This window comes from Candidatus Krumholzibacteriia bacterium, from assembly GCA_029865265.1.
GTDB lineage: Bacteria > Krumholzibacteriota > Krumholzibacteriia > WVZY01 > JAKEHA01 > JAKEHA01.
Genome location: JAOUHG010000012.1, coordinates 39,723 through 54,697, shown reverse-complemented (window position 1 = coordinate 54,697; position 14,975 = coordinate 39,723). Strand labels below are relative to the sequence as shown.

Here is a 14,975-nt window from a genome sequence, read left to right as displayed (position 1 = left end):
TCAACCCCGGGCCGGGCGGGACTCCTTGAGGGCCTGGATGGCGGCCATGACCATGTCGCTGTGGCGCCGGTATGCGGTGCGGTCGCCCTGGGCCTGCACTTCCGCCAGCAGCCCCGGGGGGATACGGATGGGGCGGCCGTGGAGCACCCGGAAGCGGCGGCGGCGGAGCAGGCACTCGCGCAGACGGTTGCTCCCCTCGATGTAGACCGGAACCACCGGCACCCCGGACTGGACCGCCAGGTAGCCCACCCCGCTGCGCGGCGGGCCCAGCTCTTCGCCGCTCACGCGCGCACCCTCCGGGAAGATCAGCACATTGCGCCCCGCAAGGAGCAGGCGCAGCGCCTCGGCCATCGCCTCGCGGTCGAACACGCCGCGCCGGATCGGGAATGCGTTCACCCAGCGGATGATCGGACCTAGGATGGGAATGCGGAAGAGCCCCGCCTTGGCGACAAAATGCACCTCGCGGAACAACCGCGAACTCACCGCGGGCGGGTCCGCGTAGGCCAGGTGGTTGGAGGCGAAGAGGTAGTTCTGCGCGGGCTCGCCGCGGTACAGGCGCACGACGCGCATGCCGAAAACCACCTCGTACATGGTTCCCACCGCGCCGGTGATCGCCCGCCACTTGAAGCACTTGCGCTGTGCGCGGCCGTCTCCCGCCAGCGCCTCGGCGCGGCGCTGTGCTTCCTCCCGGGCCAGTTCCACGACGCGCGCCACCTGTTCCGGGATGGTCATGTGCGAGGTGTCCACCACCCAGGCACCCACGGGCCGTATGAGCGGGCTCTCGCCCCGCGAAGCGTCCAGCGTGTCGCGGCGTTCGAGGTCGCGCGCCACCTCGTCGATGGACAGTGCAGTGCCCGTCGCAGCGAGTTCTGCGCGGCGGCGCTCCGCGCGCACCATCACCGACGCGTCCAGGTACACCTTCACGTCCGCCCACGGCAGCACCACGCTGCCGATGTCGCGCCCCTCGAGGATGACGCCACCCGCCGCCGCCAGTTCCCGCTGCCGCCGCACCAGCGCCATGCGAACCGCGCGATGCGCGCTCACCGCCGACACCGCGGCGGTAACTTCCGGTGCGCGGATGGCGGTGGTGACGTCGCGGCCGCCTGCGAACACCCGCTGCGTTCCGTCCTCCGCCTCGCCAAACGAAAGTTCCAGCCCCGCGGCCAGCGCCCCGAGGCCCGCACCGTCGCCGGTATCCACGCCGCGCTCGGCCGCCAGCAGGGTGACCGCGCGGTACATCGCTCCGGTATCGATATGCCGAAAGCCGAGCGCGCGCGCGACGAGCTTGGCCGTCGTCGTCTTACCCGAACCCGAGGGACCGTCGATCGCGATGCTGAAGGAGGCCAGTGCGTCCTGCGCCTGGGGGGTTGGTTTCAATTCCGGCCGGGCCGCCCGCGTCCGGCGGCGGGATGGTGGTGAAAGACGTCGCGGATCGCCTCGATGAGGCGATCGTTCTCCGCGGGGGTTCCGAGGCTGATGCGATACATGGCGCGCGCGGCGCCGAACTGCCCCAGCCGGCGCACCACGATGCCGCGCCGGGCCAGCTCGCCGAACAGGTCGAGATCGCTCTCGGCGAGATCCGCAAACACGAAGTTCGTCTGCGACGGCGGACAGGCGAGTCCCAGGGCGAGCAACGCATCGCGCACGCGCGCGCGCTCGGCGACGGTTTCGCGCGCGAACGGTTCGAGTTCGGCCGCGCACCCCAGAGCGGCCATGCCGGCGGCCTGGGCGAGCCGGCTCACGTTGAAGGGCTGGCGGACCTTGTGCAGTGTCGTGATCACGCGCGGATCTGCGATGGCGTAGCCCACCCGGATGCCGGCGACCGCGAAGAACTTGGAGAAGGTGCGCAGCACGATCAGCCCCTCTCGCGAACGCCGCAGCTTCAGCGACTCCGGAAAGTCGGGCGCATCCACGTAATCGATATACGCCTCGTCCATGACCACAAAAACGTCGTCGGGAACCGCGGCAAGAAACGCGTCCACCTCGGACGCGTTCACGTAGGTGGAAGTCGGATTGTTGGGGTTGCACACGAACACCATGCGCGTCTTCGCGTCGATGGCCCGTTGCATCGCCGGCAGGTCCAGGCGGTAGTCGCTGCAGGGTATCCCCACCCCGCGCACGCCGCAGATCTTCGCGATCAGCGCGTACACAATGAAGCTGGGAACGGGAAACACGACATTCTCGTCGGGGGCCACGAATGCGCGCACCAGCAGATCGATGATCTCGTTGGAGCCGTTCCCCACCATCACCTCATCCGGTGTCACGCCGTGGCGGGTGGCGATGGCGCTGGTCAGTTGCGGGCTGCCCGAGGCCGGGTAACGGTTCGCCTCCGCCAGCGCCGCGGTTACAGCAGCGACGATGTTCGGGTGCGGCGGACGCGGATTCTCGTTGGAGGAAAGCTTGACCGCCCCGGCCTGTTCCTGGCCGGGCTCGTAGCGCTGGATTTCCTTGATGCCCGGTCTTACGAAGCGTTCAATGTCCACGCCCGGAACCTCCGGTGGCTTGATCGAGACGCGACAACTCACGCGTGGTCAGCTCACGCACCGCGCCGACGGGCATCTTGCGCACCGAGATGGAGCCGAAGCTCAGGCGCTTGAGCGCCACCACGCGCAGTCCCACCGCCTCGCACATGCGCCGCACCTGGCGGTTGCGTCCTTCCAGAAGTGTCACGCGCATCACCGCCTCTTTTTCCAGGCGTGCCACCACTTCCACCGCCGGCTGCGGCTTTGGCGCCTGTCGCCTTCCAGGTTCCGGCTTCGTCTTCCGCGCCACCCGCGCCTCCGACGCCGCCATCTTCTCCAGCCGGCGCACCCGGGCCTCATCCAGCTGCCCGCGCACGCGCACCTGGTAGACACGCGCAATCCCGAAGCGCGGATGGGTGAGTCGAAAACAGAGAAAGCCGTCGTTGGTCATCAACAGCGCGCCGGTGGTGTTCACGTCCAACCGCCCCACCGGAAACAGGCGCTGGCGCTTGCCCAGCGGGCCGCACAGGTCCAGCACCGTCGGGCGTCCCTCCGGATCGGTCACCGTGCTGACGAACCCCTTGGGCTTGTTGAGGATCAGCACCACGCGCTTCGGCGGCCGCCCGAGGCGCGCGCCATCGAATTCGATGCTGCTCTCACCCGGGTTGACGCGCGTGCCCGGTTCCCTGACCACGCGACCGTCCACGCGCACGCGCCCCGCAGCGATCAGCGAATCGCACGCGCGCCGCGAAGCAACACCGAGCTGTGCCAGGAAGCGGTTCAGGCGGATGGAGTCCGCGTCACTCGCGGTGGGCTTGTGCATCGTCGTCCGCTTCATGGTCTTCGGCCGCGTTCCCCTCCGGGGACGGCGCCGGTTGTGGTTCCGAATAGAGGGGCCGGTTTACGGGTTCGTCGACCATCGCCCCGAGACGCGCCCCCGAGGCAACCGGCGCCGCGTCACCGTCCTCGTAGGTCTCATCCGCCGGGCTCAGTGTGTCTTCGACCGTCTGCGCCAGCGCCGCCAGCGCCGCGGCGGCGTCATCGTCGTCGTCATCGGCGGCTTCGAGGTCCCGGCTCGCGGCGGCCATGGACTCACCCTCCACCGCACTCTCCCCGGCGGCTTCCGTGGCCAGCAGCGCCTCCAGGTCCTCGAGGCTGGGAAGGTCCTTGATGGAGTTCAGCCCCAGGTACTCGAGGAACTCGGGTGTGGTGCCGTAGAGAAACGGCGCGCCAAGAACCCTGGCCTTCCCGGTGATCTGGATCAACGTGCGCTCCAGCAGGTTGGCCACCACGCTGCCGCACCCGACGCCGCGGATGGATTCGATCTCCGCGCGCGTCACCGGCTGCTTGTAGGCCACGATCGCGAGCGTCTCGAGCCCCGCGCGCGACAGGCGCAGCTTGCGCCGTCCGGAATACAGCCGGCTCACGTAGGGAGCGTATTCGGCTCGCGTCGCCAGGCGGTAGCCCCCGGCGACCTGCTCGATGGCGATACTCCACGCCTCCGCGTCCGCCCGCTGGTTCCACGCGTCGATGGCCTGCTTCACATCGGCGACGGTCACATCCTCCACCAGCGCAGCGATCTTGCGGGCGGAAAGCGGCTCGTCCGACGCGAACAGGAGCGCGAGAACGATGTTATCGAGGTTCGGATTCTCCATGGTCTGGCTCCAGGTCGTTGTTCTCGGGGACGGGGCCGCCTTCGGGCTCGGGCGCCGTCGCTCTTTCTTCTTCCTGCGCAAACACGCCGTCCGGTGTCTCCGTCGGCGACGCCACCGCAACCTCGACCGGTTCGGCGGCCTCCGCGCTCCAATCGCTCACTTCCCCCATCGGGCGCCCGAAGTTCGCCCCCTTGTAGATCCAGATGGACCCGAAGGACGCATCCTGCTGCACTCGCGCGTGGCCGTGCTTGAGCAGTTCGAGCATCGCCATGAACGTCACGATCACCTCGAGACGGGTGCGGCTGCCCGCGAACAGATCCGCGAACAAAACCGGTTCACGCGCCGCGAGCGCCTCCTCGACCCCCGCAATCTTCTCCTCGATGGTGAACTGCTCGAGCTCCACCTCTCGAACGTCGGCGCCTTCGAACTGCGTCATGACGTCCTGGAACGCGCGCATCAACTGGAACAGGCTCAGGTCGATCACCGGCTCCACGGTGGATTCCTTCTCTTCCGCCGACACGGGGCGCGTGAAGATGCTCGCCCGGTGTTCCTCGATCTCCCGGAAGGTACGCGCCGCCTCCACCATCTTCTTGTATTCGAGCAGGCTCTGCACCAGTTCCTGGCGCGGGTCCTCATCGGTGTCGTCGTCGCGCCGCAGCAGCATCTGCGCCTTGATGCGCATGAGGGTTGCGGCGAGCACGAAGAACTCGCCGGCCAGCTCGATCTGCGTGCCCTCTATCATGTTGAGATAGTCGAGGTACTCACGCGTGATGCGGGCGATGGGAATGTCGTAGATGTCGAGGTTGTCGCGGCGGATCAGATACAGGATCACGCCCAGGGGCGCGCGCAGTCCCTCGAGCTCGGTGGTGTACTGCACCGGTTTCGCTTCAGCCAATGTGTATCCCCTCCCGGACCTTCTCCATGGTGGCAATCGCCGCGCTGCGCGCGCGCCCGTCACCATCGCGAATGACTTCCTCCACCGCGCCGGGGCGCGCCTCCAGCGCCGCGCGCTTCTCGCGCAGCGGTGCCAGATGGTCCGCGATGGCCTCACCCACCATTCGCTTGCAGTCCACACAGCCGAGTTTGGCCGTGGTGCAACCCTCGTAAACCTCGGCGGCGCGCTGCGGCGCGAACTTCTGCCAGTAAGTATAGATGAGACACACCTCGGGGCGGCCGGGATCCGAGCGCCGTTTTCGTTCCGGATCGGTAAAGGCCGTCTTGATCTTGGTGAGGATGTCCTCGCGCGAGTCCGCCAGTTCGATGGTATTACCGAGCGACTTGCTCATGCGCCGGCCATCCAGGCCGGGAAAGCGCGCAAATTTGGTGAGCTTTCCGTCCGGCACCGGAAAGACCTCGCCGTACAGGCGGTTGAACTTCCGCGCCAGCTCGCGCGTGATCTCGATGTGCGGCAGCTGGTCCTCGCCCACCGGCACCACGTGGGCCCGGTACATGAGGATGTCCGACGCCTGCAACACCGGGTAGCCCAGATGGCCGTAGGTAACGCCCTCCCCCTCGTCCATGTCCAGATCCCGCACCTGCTCCTTGAGCGTGGGGTTGCGCTCCAGGCGGGCGGTGCTGATCAGCATGGCCAGCAACAGGTACAACTCCGCGTGCTCCTTGACATGCGACTGGACGAACACGGTGGAGCGTTCCGGATCGATCCCGGCGCTGATCCAGTCCAGCACCATCTCACGCGTGTTGCCGGCGATGGCGCCGGTGTGCTCGTAGTCGGTGGTGAGCACGTGCCAGTCCGCCACCATGAAGTAACAGCGGTACTCCTCCTGCAGGGCCACCCAGTTCTCGAGCGCCCCGGTGTAGTTGCCGAGATGCAGCCGGCCCGTGGGGCGGTTTCCACTCAGGATGATCTTCTGCTCGGGGGTCACGAAGAGACTCCACCAATGGCCAAAGTTACGGTGCAATCCGGGGTTTGCGGCATTCTATTCGCCCGTTTCGGCGGGTGTCAATGCCAGTATCCGGTATTGTCGGGCGCGAACAGTCCGCTCAGCGCGCGCGCGGATGAAAGGCCCGGTGCGCCTCGAGGATGTGGCGCGTGTCGATGTTGGTGTATATCTGCGTGGTGGAGATGTCGGCGTGACCCAGCAACTCCTGCACGAGGCGCAGGTCGGCACCCCCCTCCAGCAGGTGAGTGGCAAACGAGTGCCGCAGCACGTGCGGGCTCACCCGGCGCTCGATCCCGGCGGCGGCCGCGTGTTGCTTGAGACGCTTGAAGAACCCTACGCGCGACAGCGGTCCCCCGCGGGCGTTGAGGAACACGTGCGGCGTCACCCGCCCGGAGGCGAGAAACGGCCTGCCCGCGGCCAGATAGCGGGTGAGGGCCTTCGCCGCCGCGCGGCCGTACGGCACCACACGCTGCTTGCCTCCCTTGCCCGTCACCATCACCACCTGCTGGGCATCAACAATGGAATCCAGCCCCAGCCCGCACAGCTCGCTCACCCGCAACCCGGCCCCGTACGCCATTTCCAGCATGGCACGGTCGCGCAGGCCCAGCGGGGTGCCGTCCGGCTGCTCCAGCAGCACCTCGACCTGCTGGATGGTCAGCACCGCGGGCAGCCGCCGGGGAAGCTTCGGGCGGCTCACGCGGTCCCCCACACCCTCCGGGCCGCTCCCCTCCCGGGCCAGGAAACGGTGGAAATGCCGCAGCGTGGAGAGCATCCGGGCCCGCGAAGCAGGCGTCAGGCCGCGCCGGGACAGCCGGATGGCGTGGATCTCGAGCGCGTCACGGGTGAGGCGCTCGGGGACATCGATCCCGAGGCCCTCCAGGGTCTCGTGATAGGCCCGCAGGTCGCGGGCATAGGCTCTGATGGTGTTGGGCGCGAGCCCCTTCTCGATCACCAGGTAGTCGAGGAAGGAGTCCACCGCCCCGTCGAGAGTCAGCTTCATGGCACTTGACGTCTGTCCTGCAACTTGTTATGGTTCCGCGGTTATTCTCCAGGAGGACTTTCGAATGCCACAACATAAATCGTGCGAGAAACGGCTCAAGCAGGACGTCAGGCGCAACGAGCGCAACCGCGCCGCACGCGGCAACCTGCGCACCTCGGTCCGCAAGTACCGGGAACTGGACATCACGCAGCGTGCGGGTGAGTATGCCTCGCTGCAGTCGCTGCTCGACCGGGCCGTAAAGCGCGGGATCATCTCCAAGAACCGCGCCGCGCGGCTCAAGTCGCGTCTCTCGCCCTCGGCCGCCTCGGCCTAGCGGGGTACGGCCCGGCCATCCCGGGCCTGAAAACGCTTCGGCGCCTCCACACGGAGGCGCCGATTTTTTTTGCCCGCCGCCCGCGCGAACACTACCCCGGCGTCAGCCGGCGTAATAGCCCCGCACCACCTCGACGACGTTGCCCAGCGGTACGATCTCGTTCCGGTCTTCCAGGCGATAGTAGACCTCCGCGTTCCCGTCCTTGAGGTTTCGCTCTCCCAGCGTCACCCGCAGCGGCACCCCCACCAGTTCCGCATCCTTGAACTTCGGTCCCGGGCGCAGATCGCGGTCGTCTAGGAGGACGTCGTAGCCGGCCGCGGCAAGGTCCGCATAGACCGTCTCCATCGCCGTGACGGTGCCCGCGTCCGACAGGTTGAGGGGGGTTACGATGACGTGGTACGGCGCGAGCGCCTTCGGCCAGCGGATGCCCTTCTCGTCGTGGTGCTGCTCGATGGCGGCCGCGACCGCGCGCGAAACGCCGAATCCATAGCAACCCATGATGAAAAACTTGTCGGTGCCGTCGCGGTCGAGGTAGGTGGCCTTCATGGCCTTGCTGTACTTCACGTCGAGCTTGAAGATGTGGCCGATCTCGACCCCGCGCTGCAGCACGAGTTCGCCATCGTTGCACTGCACACAACGATCGCCCGCCGCGGCCATCGCGATGGCGGCGGTACGGGCGGGTTTGAAGTCGCGCCCCATCTTGACGCCGCGCAGGTGCGCGTCGGCCTTGTTCGCACCCACCACCATCCCGTCGTACGCATCCAGCAGCGTATCGGCGACGATCTCAACCGTTCCCGGCAACCCCACCGGGCCCGCGAATCCCACCGGTGCCCCGGTGAGCTCCAGAATCTCTTCGTCGTTGAGCAGGCGCGCCTCCGGGTCACCCAGCGCCCGGGCGAACTTGACCTCGTTGAGCTCGCGTTCGCCGGGGATCAGCGCGGCCACGAAGCGCTCGCCACTCTTGAACAGGAGTGTCTTGACCAGGCGCATGGGTGACACCCCGAACATGAGGCTCACCTCGTCCACCGTGTGCTTGCCCGGCGTGGCGTGTTCTGTCGCGCCCGCCGACGGCTCCCGCTCGCGCTGCGCCGGGCCCGCGCTCTCCGCGCGCTCGTCGTTGGCCGCGTATCCGCACGAGGGACAGCGGAACATGACGCTCTCGCCCTGGTCCGCAAGAACGATGAACTCGTGGTTCACGTCGCCGCCGATCGCACCCGACTCCGCCTGCACCATCACCGCCTCCAGGCCGCAGCGCTGCAGGATGCGCCGGTAGGCCTCTGCCATGGCGTCGTAGGTCTCCTGCAGCGACTCCGCGGAGGCATGAAAGCTGTACGCGTCCTTCATCATGAATTCGCGCGCCCGCATCACCCCGAAGCGGGGCCGGAACTCGTCGCGAAACTTCACCAGGATCTGATACAGGCACTGCGGCAGCTGCCGGTAGCTCTTCATCTCAGCGCGCGCGATGTCGGTGACCACCTCTTCGTGCGTCGGACCCAGTGCGAAGAAGCGCTCCTTGCGATCGCGCAGCTTGAAGAGCAGGTCGCCGAAATTGGCCAGCCGGCCGGTTTCCTCGTATAGCTCGCCGGGGTGCAGGATGGGCATCTGCACCTCCTGCGCGCCGGTGCGATCCATCTCCTCGCGCACGATGGTCTCGATCTTGCGCAGGACACGAAGCCCGGCGGGCAGGAACGAGTACACGCCGGAGGTGAGCATGCGGATCATGCCCGCTCGCAGCATCAGCCGGTGGCTGGGAATCTCGGCGTCGCGGGGCACTTCCTTGTAGGTGGGCAGATAGGACTTCGACCAGCGCATGACTCTCCGATTCTTGAAAACGAAACAGCCGACGGACACGCCGGCCGGAACTAGTAGTTGTATCCAATGAACAGCTCGAACCCGGTATCGCCGTATATCTTATCGAAATCGGTCTTCCATGTAAAGTTAACCCGGATGACGGGTGCGTATCCCAGGTTCAGCTCCACACCCGTTCCCAGCGACCCCAGCCAGTCGGTATCGAAGACCGGGTAGTCGTTTCGGTCCACGCGGCCGGCGTCGAGAAACAGCGCCCCGCGGAACATGGGGAATTCGATGGGGCCGAAGGGAAGCACGATATTCAGGCCATCCAGCAGCGGGAAACGGACCTCCGTGTTGATCAGGTGCGTGGTGCGGCCGAAGAACTGGCGGTAGTCATAGCCGCGCAGGGTCCAGGGTCCACCCAGGTAGAACACCTGGTTGTCGCCGCCCCACATGTTGCGCGTAACGTACCGGGTGGCAAACACGACCCGCGATGACAACTTGATGTACTTGCGTACGTCCAGTTGCAGGAGCGTACTGTCGAATCCGCGCCCCAGGAAGTCCGCGGTGTAGCCCCCGGTGACGTAGTAACGCCAGCCCAGCAGGGGCCCGCCGATGGTCCACAGCGTGTTGTCGCGCACGTAGCTCGTGAACAACGACCCGGTGAGGCTCTCCTGAAAGCCGCCCAGGAACGAGAAGGCGTCGCCCTGTTCGATCCAGCGCAACACCACCGACCCGTCCACCCGCTCGAACCGATTCAGCGGATAACTCAACCCCAGTGCCCCGCCCGCCCGCCGCTCCCGCTGCGACAGGATGGGCTCGATGCCGTAGCTGTTGAGGTGGAAGACGCTCAACGAGTAGTTCATCCGGTGCGACAGGTTGATGTAGGACGCGGCGGCGTTGAAGTCCTTCCAAAAATTGCCAAAGTCCTGGGTGGTGGTGCCGAACACAAACGAGATCTGGTGATTGCCCAGCACGTCGGTCATCACCAGTTGGCCGCCGTTGCCCACATCGCCCGCCTGCGGGTCGATGGCGACCCCGGCGCCTACGAAATCCACGCTGAACTTCGTTTCGTACGGCTTGGTTACAAACTCCTCCTCGGAGGCCAGGTATCGTGACCACGGGATCAGCGTGGTGTCGGGCGGCGTTGGGTCGAACACCACGGTCCGCCCGTTGCGCAGCGGGAAGCGGTAGAGCTGGAACTCCCCGGCCTCGTACACGGTGGCCAGGAACTCCTCGCCGCCCGGCAGGAAGGACGGCGAACTCACCCCGGTGACGACACCGGTCTGACGCAGCACGCGATCGCCGCGGTGGAGGTACACATTGGGTGTGCCCTCGCGGTCGGAGGTGAACAGGAAGTCCCTGCCGTTGGGTGCCCACTCGGGGTTCGTGTCCGCAAAGGGCCCGCCTTCCACCGGGCTGATCTCCCGGGTGGTGAGATCCATCTGGTAGATGTGGGTGCGGTCCCGGTTGTCACCGGCGGCGCGGTCCGAAACAAACAGGATGCGGTCCTCGGACGGGTGATAGTCCGGTTCGTCCTCGCTGAAACCGTCTTCGGTGAGGCGCTCCAGGCGGCGGTCGTCGAGGTGGACGAGGAACAGGTCCATGAGTCCGCGCGTGTCAATGGCGCTGAACACGATGCGCTTGCCGTCTCCGGACAGAGTCGGGGACTGGATGAGCGCCAGCCCAGCGAACTGGAAGGCATCGATCTTCCTTCCGCGCGAGGCACTCCACAGATAGATGACGTCGCGCTGGTTGCTCTTGGACACGAACAGCAACGTGTCACCGTGCGCCTCGATCTTGCTGCGAAAGGCGGGGATGGACTCCATGTCTCCCGAACGCCCCCCGGCCGCCATCACCTTTTCCTGCCAGCCCTCACGCTGGCTGCCACGCCCCGCGCTGAGCACCACCCTGCCGTCGCGCGCCGACAGCGAATAGATGGTGGTCACGCCGTCGGGTTCAACCGCCGCCGCCGAGCGGCTGTGGAACGTGCGCGGCGGCGTGAGCCGTTCCCCCTCCGCCGCGGCGAAATCAAACTTCAGCACCGACGGGTAGTAGCGGCGTTTGGCGTAGCGCAGGAAGGCGTCGTTCAGTTCGAACAGGTCCATGTTCAGCGTGTTCTTGAGGACCAGCGTGAACTCCGACGAGGTCCACCAGTTTTCCAGTATCTGGACCACCGCCTCCTCGCCGAAGTTGGTGGCGATGTAATCGACCACCGCCTCACCCTGCTTGTACATCATGTAAGAGCCCTGGATGCGCCATATCTGGTCGAGGTCGTACAGGCGGCCGTTCAACAACGCATCGCGCACGAACATGTTGCCCTGGGTGTTCTGGGGTTTGTTGGCGTAGTGCTCCGCCATCCCCTCCACCAGCCACAGCGGCGGCGCCCCGTAGGTGTACTTGCCGCGGTCGTGCATGGACTGCTTGAGTTTCTCCAGCATGAAGGCGTGCACCATTTCGTGGCGCACCACGTGGCGCAGGGCGGCGTATGAGCCGTTGAAGGGAACCGCCACGCGGCCCTTCATGAGGTCAGTGAAGCCGCCGGTGTACTCCGAAATCAGTGAGGGCAGGATGTTGGTCTCCTGAAAATCGTAGTGCGTGGCGTAGAAGACGAAGGGAAGGCGATGGTCGAAGTCCACCTGGAACGTCTCGCTGAACTCGCGATAGGTCTGCTCCACCAGGGGGGTGAGATACAGGATGAGGGTGGAGTCCGGCGCGTAGTGGTATATGTCCACGTGCGTCGTCTCGAGCACGCGCCAGTCGCGCCCGTGATAGATGACCTTGTTCTTCCCGAAGGGGTATTGCGCCCGCGCCGCCGCGGCACAACCCAGCACCGCCGCCGCCAGCAAGAAGGTGACGAGCCGCTTTCTTCGCATCAATTCCTGTCAGACGTCCGTGATTCCCACAAAGTTGACCGCGACCGGGGCGTCCAGGACGACGTTGCACGCGCCGTGCCGCGTCAATTCGAACGACGCGCGCAGTTCGTCGCCGCTGCGCTGCAGTATCCGCACCGGGCTGCGCATCAGCCCCAGGTGCCCGTACCACACGGCAGCGGCAATCGACCCGGTTCCACAGGCGAGAGTCTCGGCCTCCACGCCCTTTTCATAGGTGCGCAGCACGATTCGTCCATCCCGGCCCACCGACATGAAATTCACGTTGGCGCCCTGGGGGGCGAACGCGGGGTCGTTGCGCAACGCGCGTCCCCAGCGCACCACGTCCTCGGAGGGCATGGCGCCCGCGTCGGGCACGGGCACCAGTACGTGGCGGGTGCCCACCGTCATAAAATGCACCTCGCATTCCGGCGGCGCAACCTGCACCGGGACCGACAGGCGCATTCCCTCGGCGTCCATCAGCTCGATGGTCACGCGGTCGCCCTGTACGCGCGCGCGCGCCGCTCCCGAACCGGTGAGGAATCGCACCAGCATGCCCCCCTCAGGCGCGGGTTGGCCACGGCCGATGGCGGCCGCGAAGTGGGCGGCACAGCAGGCACCGTTGCCGCACATCTCCGCCGGGCTGCCGTCGGAGTTGTGGAAGCGCATGAAGAAGTCGAACCCCTCCTCGGGCTCGATCATGATGAATCCGTCCGCGCCGATACCAACACGACGGTCGCACAAGCGTGCAATCTGGCTGCCGTCCAGCGCAACCTCGCGCTTGCTGTTATCGATGATTACAAAGTCGTTTCCGGATCCGTTCATCTTCATGAATCCGAGTTTCATGGAGACTCCTTTCTGCGCAGCGCCAGCGGTGGCACCTTCACCGTCGCCCCCGGCTCCAGGCGCAACGTGTCCGGCGCCTCGCTGCAGGGTTCCATGCAGGCCGTCAACGCGCTGTCGGGACAATCGTAGGCCCCGCACAGGCTGTCCGCCCGCAGGTCCAAAAACGCGCGCAGGAGGTACTCCCCCGCCCGCACACGGCTGAATTCAAACGCGCCCGCCTCGTTGCACAACGTGTACACGCGCGCCAGGGTGCTGTCCGCCACCGGCTCCAGCACCACCGACGCCAGCACGCTGTCGATTCCGGTTTCGTTGCTCACCAGTCCGCTCACCTGCGCGGGCTCGTTGGGGTCTATGATGGTCAGATCAAGCCCCTGCACCACCGGTACCGCAGCGGTGAGAAACACGGTGTCGGGGTATACCACCATCGGTTCGCCGGGCGGATCGAGCGCGCCATTGCCGTTGACGTCGATGAACGCGAGCACCAGGAAGCGCGCGTCGTTGTCCGGCAGGTAGCGAAGCCGATAGGTGCCGTCCTTGGCAGTAGGCGACTCGCGGTCGGGGCGCGCCGCCACCGGGTCGAAGTCTTCTTCCCGCGGCAGCCGGAAGCAACGCACCAGCGCGCGTCCGGAGGGCTCGTGCTTGAAGTACACAACGCCCTCCACGCGTGCCGTGTCCAGCGAGGCCCCGGTCGCGAAGGCAAACTCGAATTGCGCCTTGGCGGGCACGTTGTGATTATCGCGGTACCCGGGTTTCACACGCACCACGTAGGTGGTGTCGCGCTGCATATCGCCGGTCTGGATGATGAGTGTGCGGCCGTCCCAGCGTACCCGCTCGAAGCTGACGGGCGGCTGCACGAGCACGGAGCGTTCCACGCGCGCGCGGGTCATGTCGTCGCTGAAGGTGATGGCGATGGGGCTGTTCACCGCCACGCCGGTCGAATCTCTCGCGGGGACCGTCCCCGCCACACGGGGCGGGTTGGTGTCCTCGGGCCCTCCCGAGGGTGGTACCTGCACCGCACAGGCCAGCGCGCCGGCGATCATCGCGGCCGCAAACACGCCCGCGCGCCACGCCCTGCGGCGCGGCGGAGCCGGGAGATTGCTTCTGGACTCGCGGCCGGTCATGCGCGGGGGTGCGCCTTGCGATGGACGCGCTTGAGGTGCTCAACGGAAACGTGGGTGTAGATCTGCGTGGTGGAGAGACTCGCGTGACCCAGCAGTTCCTGCACGCTGCGCAGGTCGGCGCCGTGGTCGAGCATGTGGGTGGCGAAGGCGTGGCGCAGCGCGTGCGGCGACGCCTTGGCGACCGATGCCACCAGGCGGAGGTGGCGCGCGACGATGCGCTGTACGGTCCGCGGACTCACACGCGCCCCGCCGCGCCCCGCGAAGGCGGGCTGGCGGGAAACCGCCCGCAGCTTCCAGTCGGTCGCTGCGGTCAGCGCAAACCGGTCGCACCAGTACGCCAGCAGCGCCTCGCGCGCCCGCCCCACGAACGGGACCACGCGGGACTTTGCACCCTTTCCCTTCACAATCACCCGCTCCCCCAGCGGCAGAAAGTCCCCCACGTCCAGCGTGACCAGTTCGCGCAGGCGCACGCCCGTCCCGTAGAGAAACTCGAGCACGGCACGGTCCCGCAGGCCGGCCGGTGACGACACGTCGGGCAGATCCATCATGTCGCGCAGCCGTTCTTCGCTGACGATGGTGGGGACCGAACGCCGCGCGGCACGCTGCGCCAGGTGCAGGGTGGGATCGTTCGTGATCTCATCGCGCTCGTGCAGATACCGGAACAACGCGCGGATGGCCGCCACCCGCCGCATCATGGAGCGGCTCGCCATGCCGCGTCCCACTTCTCCCGCCAGAAAGGCGCGCAGGTCCGCGGTGGTGATTGCGTCCACCGTCCCGCTGCTTCCGGCCCGCCGGCTGAGAAACGCCGCCATGCGGGCCAGATCGCTGGCGTACGCCTCCACCGTGCGCGGGGAGAGCCCACGCTCGTGCTCCAGGTGGACACGGAAGCGTTCGATGGCGGCGGCGAGCAGCATGGTGTTCCGGCCGCACCCCGCGGGGCCGACCGGACTCCAATATAGCCAAACAACTTAGAAGCGGATAAGCGAAATCTCCAAGGTCTCCCCGCTGCTGCCGCC

The 14,975-nt window shown here is 66.7% G+C and carries 13 protein-coding genes; 1 reads left to right on the top strand and 12 read right to left on the bottom strand.

Annotation, left to right across the window (positions count from 1 at the left end):
- From cmk to xerD, 7 genes are all read right to left on the bottom strand, one after another.
- Positions 1 to 1,377 carry a (d)CMP kinase gene (gene cmk, locus OEX18_07755; protein MDH4337161.1) on the bottom strand — a complete coding sequence of 459 codons (1,377 nt, stop codon included), beginning with the start codon at positions 1,375 to 1,377 and terminating at the stop codon, positions 1 to 3.
- Complete coding sequence (gene hisC, locus OEX18_07750; protein MDH4337160.1) at positions 1,374 to 2,483, bottom strand: histidinol-phosphate transaminase; 1,110 nt, start codon at positions 2,481 to 2,483, stop codon at positions 1,374 to 1,376. Before hisC ends, cmk begins: the two co-directional genes overlap by 4 nt.
- Entirely contained in the window at positions 2,473 to 3,285 is an 813-nt protein-coding gene (locus OEX18_07745; protein MDH4337159.1) for an rRNA pseudouridine synthase, read from the bottom strand. Before OEX18_07745 ends, hisC begins: the two co-directional genes overlap by 11 nt.
- Positions 3,263 to 4,117, bottom strand: a complete 855-nt coding sequence (gene scpB, locus OEX18_07740) for an SMC-Scp complex subunit ScpB (protein MDH4337158.1) — start codon at positions 4,115 to 4,117, stop codon at positions 3,263 to 3,265. Before scpB ends, OEX18_07745 begins: the two co-directional genes overlap by 23 nt.
- Positions 4,095 to 5,012, bottom strand: a complete 918-nt coding sequence (locus OEX18_07735) for a segregation/condensation protein A (protein ID MDH4337157.1) — start codon at positions 5,010 to 5,012, stop codon at positions 4,095 to 4,097. Before OEX18_07735 ends, scpB begins: the two co-directional genes overlap by 23 nt.
- Positions 5,005 to 6,000 carry a tryptophan--tRNA ligase gene (gene trpS / locus OEX18_07730; GenBank protein ID MDH4337156.1) on the bottom strand — a complete coding sequence of 332 codons (996 nt, stop codon included), beginning with the start codon at positions 5,998 to 6,000 and terminating at the stop codon, positions 5,005 to 5,007. The genes OEX18_07735 and trpS overlap by 8 nt, the downstream gene beginning before the upstream one ends.
- Before the next feature lie 118 nt (positions 6,001 to 6,118).
- Complete coding sequence (xerD, locus tag OEX18_07725; protein MDH4337155.1) at positions 6,119 to 7,018, bottom strand: site-specific tyrosine recombinase XerD; 900 nt, start codon at positions 7,016 to 7,018, stop codon at positions 6,119 to 6,121.
- Between the two features lie 64 nt (positions 7,019 to 7,082).
- Between xerD and rpsT the strand changes: the two genes are divergently transcribed.
- The gene (gene rpsT, locus OEX18_07720) at positions 7,083 to 7,331 is read left to right on the top strand and encodes a 30S ribosomal protein S20 (protein MDH4337154.1); all 249 of its coding nucleotides are present in this window, start codon (positions 7,083 to 7,085) and stop codon (positions 7,329 to 7,331) included.
- Between the two features lie 102 nt (positions 7,332 to 7,433).
- Here rpsT and OEX18_07715 read toward each other — a convergent pair whose 3' ends face one another.
- From OEX18_07715 to OEX18_07695, 5 genes are read right to left on the bottom strand one after another with little or no spacing between them, the layout of a single operon-like run.
- Positions 7,434 to 9,143 carry a proline--tRNA ligase gene (locus OEX18_07715; protein MDH4337153.1) on the bottom strand — a complete coding sequence of 570 codons (1,710 nt, stop codon included), beginning with the start codon at positions 9,141 to 9,143 and terminating at the stop codon, positions 7,434 to 7,436.
- A 50-nt stretch (positions 9,144 to 9,193) separates the two neighbouring features.
- Positions 9,194 to 11,998 carry a hypothetical protein gene (locus tag OEX18_07710; GenBank protein ID MDH4337152.1) on the bottom strand — a complete coding sequence of 935 codons (2,805 nt, stop codon included), beginning with the start codon at positions 11,996 to 11,998 and terminating at the stop codon, positions 9,194 to 9,196.
- A gap of 9 nt (positions 11,999 to 12,007) precedes the next feature.
- Positions 12,008 to 12,838, bottom strand: a complete 831-nt coding sequence (gene dapF / locus OEX18_07705) for a diaminopimelate epimerase (GenBank protein ID MDH4337151.1) — start codon at positions 12,836 to 12,838, stop codon at positions 12,008 to 12,010.
- Positions 12,835 to 13,959, bottom strand: coding sequence for an Ig-like domain-containing protein (locus OEX18_07700; GenBank protein ID MDH4337150.1), 1,125 nt, complete (start codon positions 13,957 to 13,959; stop codon positions 12,835 to 12,837). Before OEX18_07700 ends, dapF begins: the two co-directional genes overlap by 4 nt.
- Positions 13,956 to 14,873: a tyrosine recombinase XerC gene (locus OEX18_07695; protein ID MDH4337149.1), complete on the bottom strand. Its 918-nt coding sequence runs from the start codon at positions 14,871 to 14,873 to the stop codon at positions 13,956 to 13,958. Before OEX18_07695 ends, OEX18_07700 begins: the two co-directional genes overlap by 4 nt.
- Between the last annotated feature and the right edge of the window lie 102 nt (positions 14,874 to 14,975).

What these genes read in the sequence shown, in the direction of transcription:
- scpB (MDH4337158.1), bottom strand. Translation starts at nt 4,117, where the DNA reads ATGGAGAATCCGAACCTCGATAACATCGTTCTCGCGCTCCTGTTCGCG.
- rpsT (MDH4337154.1), top strand. Translation starts at nt 7,083, where the DNA reads ATGCCACAACATAAATCGTGCGAGAAACGGCTCAAGCAGGACGTCAGG.
- OEX18_07745 (MDH4337159.1), bottom strand. Translation starts at nt 3,285, where the DNA reads ATGCACAAGCCCACCGCGAGTGACGCGGACTCCATCCGCCTGAACCGC.
- OEX18_07715 (MDH4337153.1), bottom strand. Translation starts at nt 9,143, where the DNA reads ATGCGCTGGTCGAAGTCCTATCTGCCCACCTACAAGGAAGTGCCCCGC.
- xerD (MDH4337155.1), bottom strand. Translation starts at nt 7,018, where the DNA reads ATGAAGCTGACTCTCGACGGGGCGGTGGACTCCTTCCTCGACTACCTG.
- OEX18_07710 (MDH4337152.1), bottom strand. Translation starts at nt 11,998, where the DNA reads ATGCGAAGAAAGCGGCTCGTCACCTTCTTGCTGGCGGCGGCGGTGCTG.
- OEX18_07700 (MDH4337150.1), bottom strand. Translation starts at nt 13,959, where the DNA reads ATGACCGGCCGCGAGTCCAGAAGCAATCTCCCGGCTCCGCCGCGCCGC.
- OEX18_07695 (MDH4337149.1), bottom strand. Translation starts at nt 14,873, where the DNA reads ATGCTGCTCGCCGCCGCCATCGAACGCTTCCGTGTCCACCTGGAGCAC.
- dapF (MDH4337151.1), bottom strand. Translation starts at nt 12,838, where the DNA reads ATGAAACTCGGATTCATGAAGATGAACGGATCCGGAAACGACTTTGTA.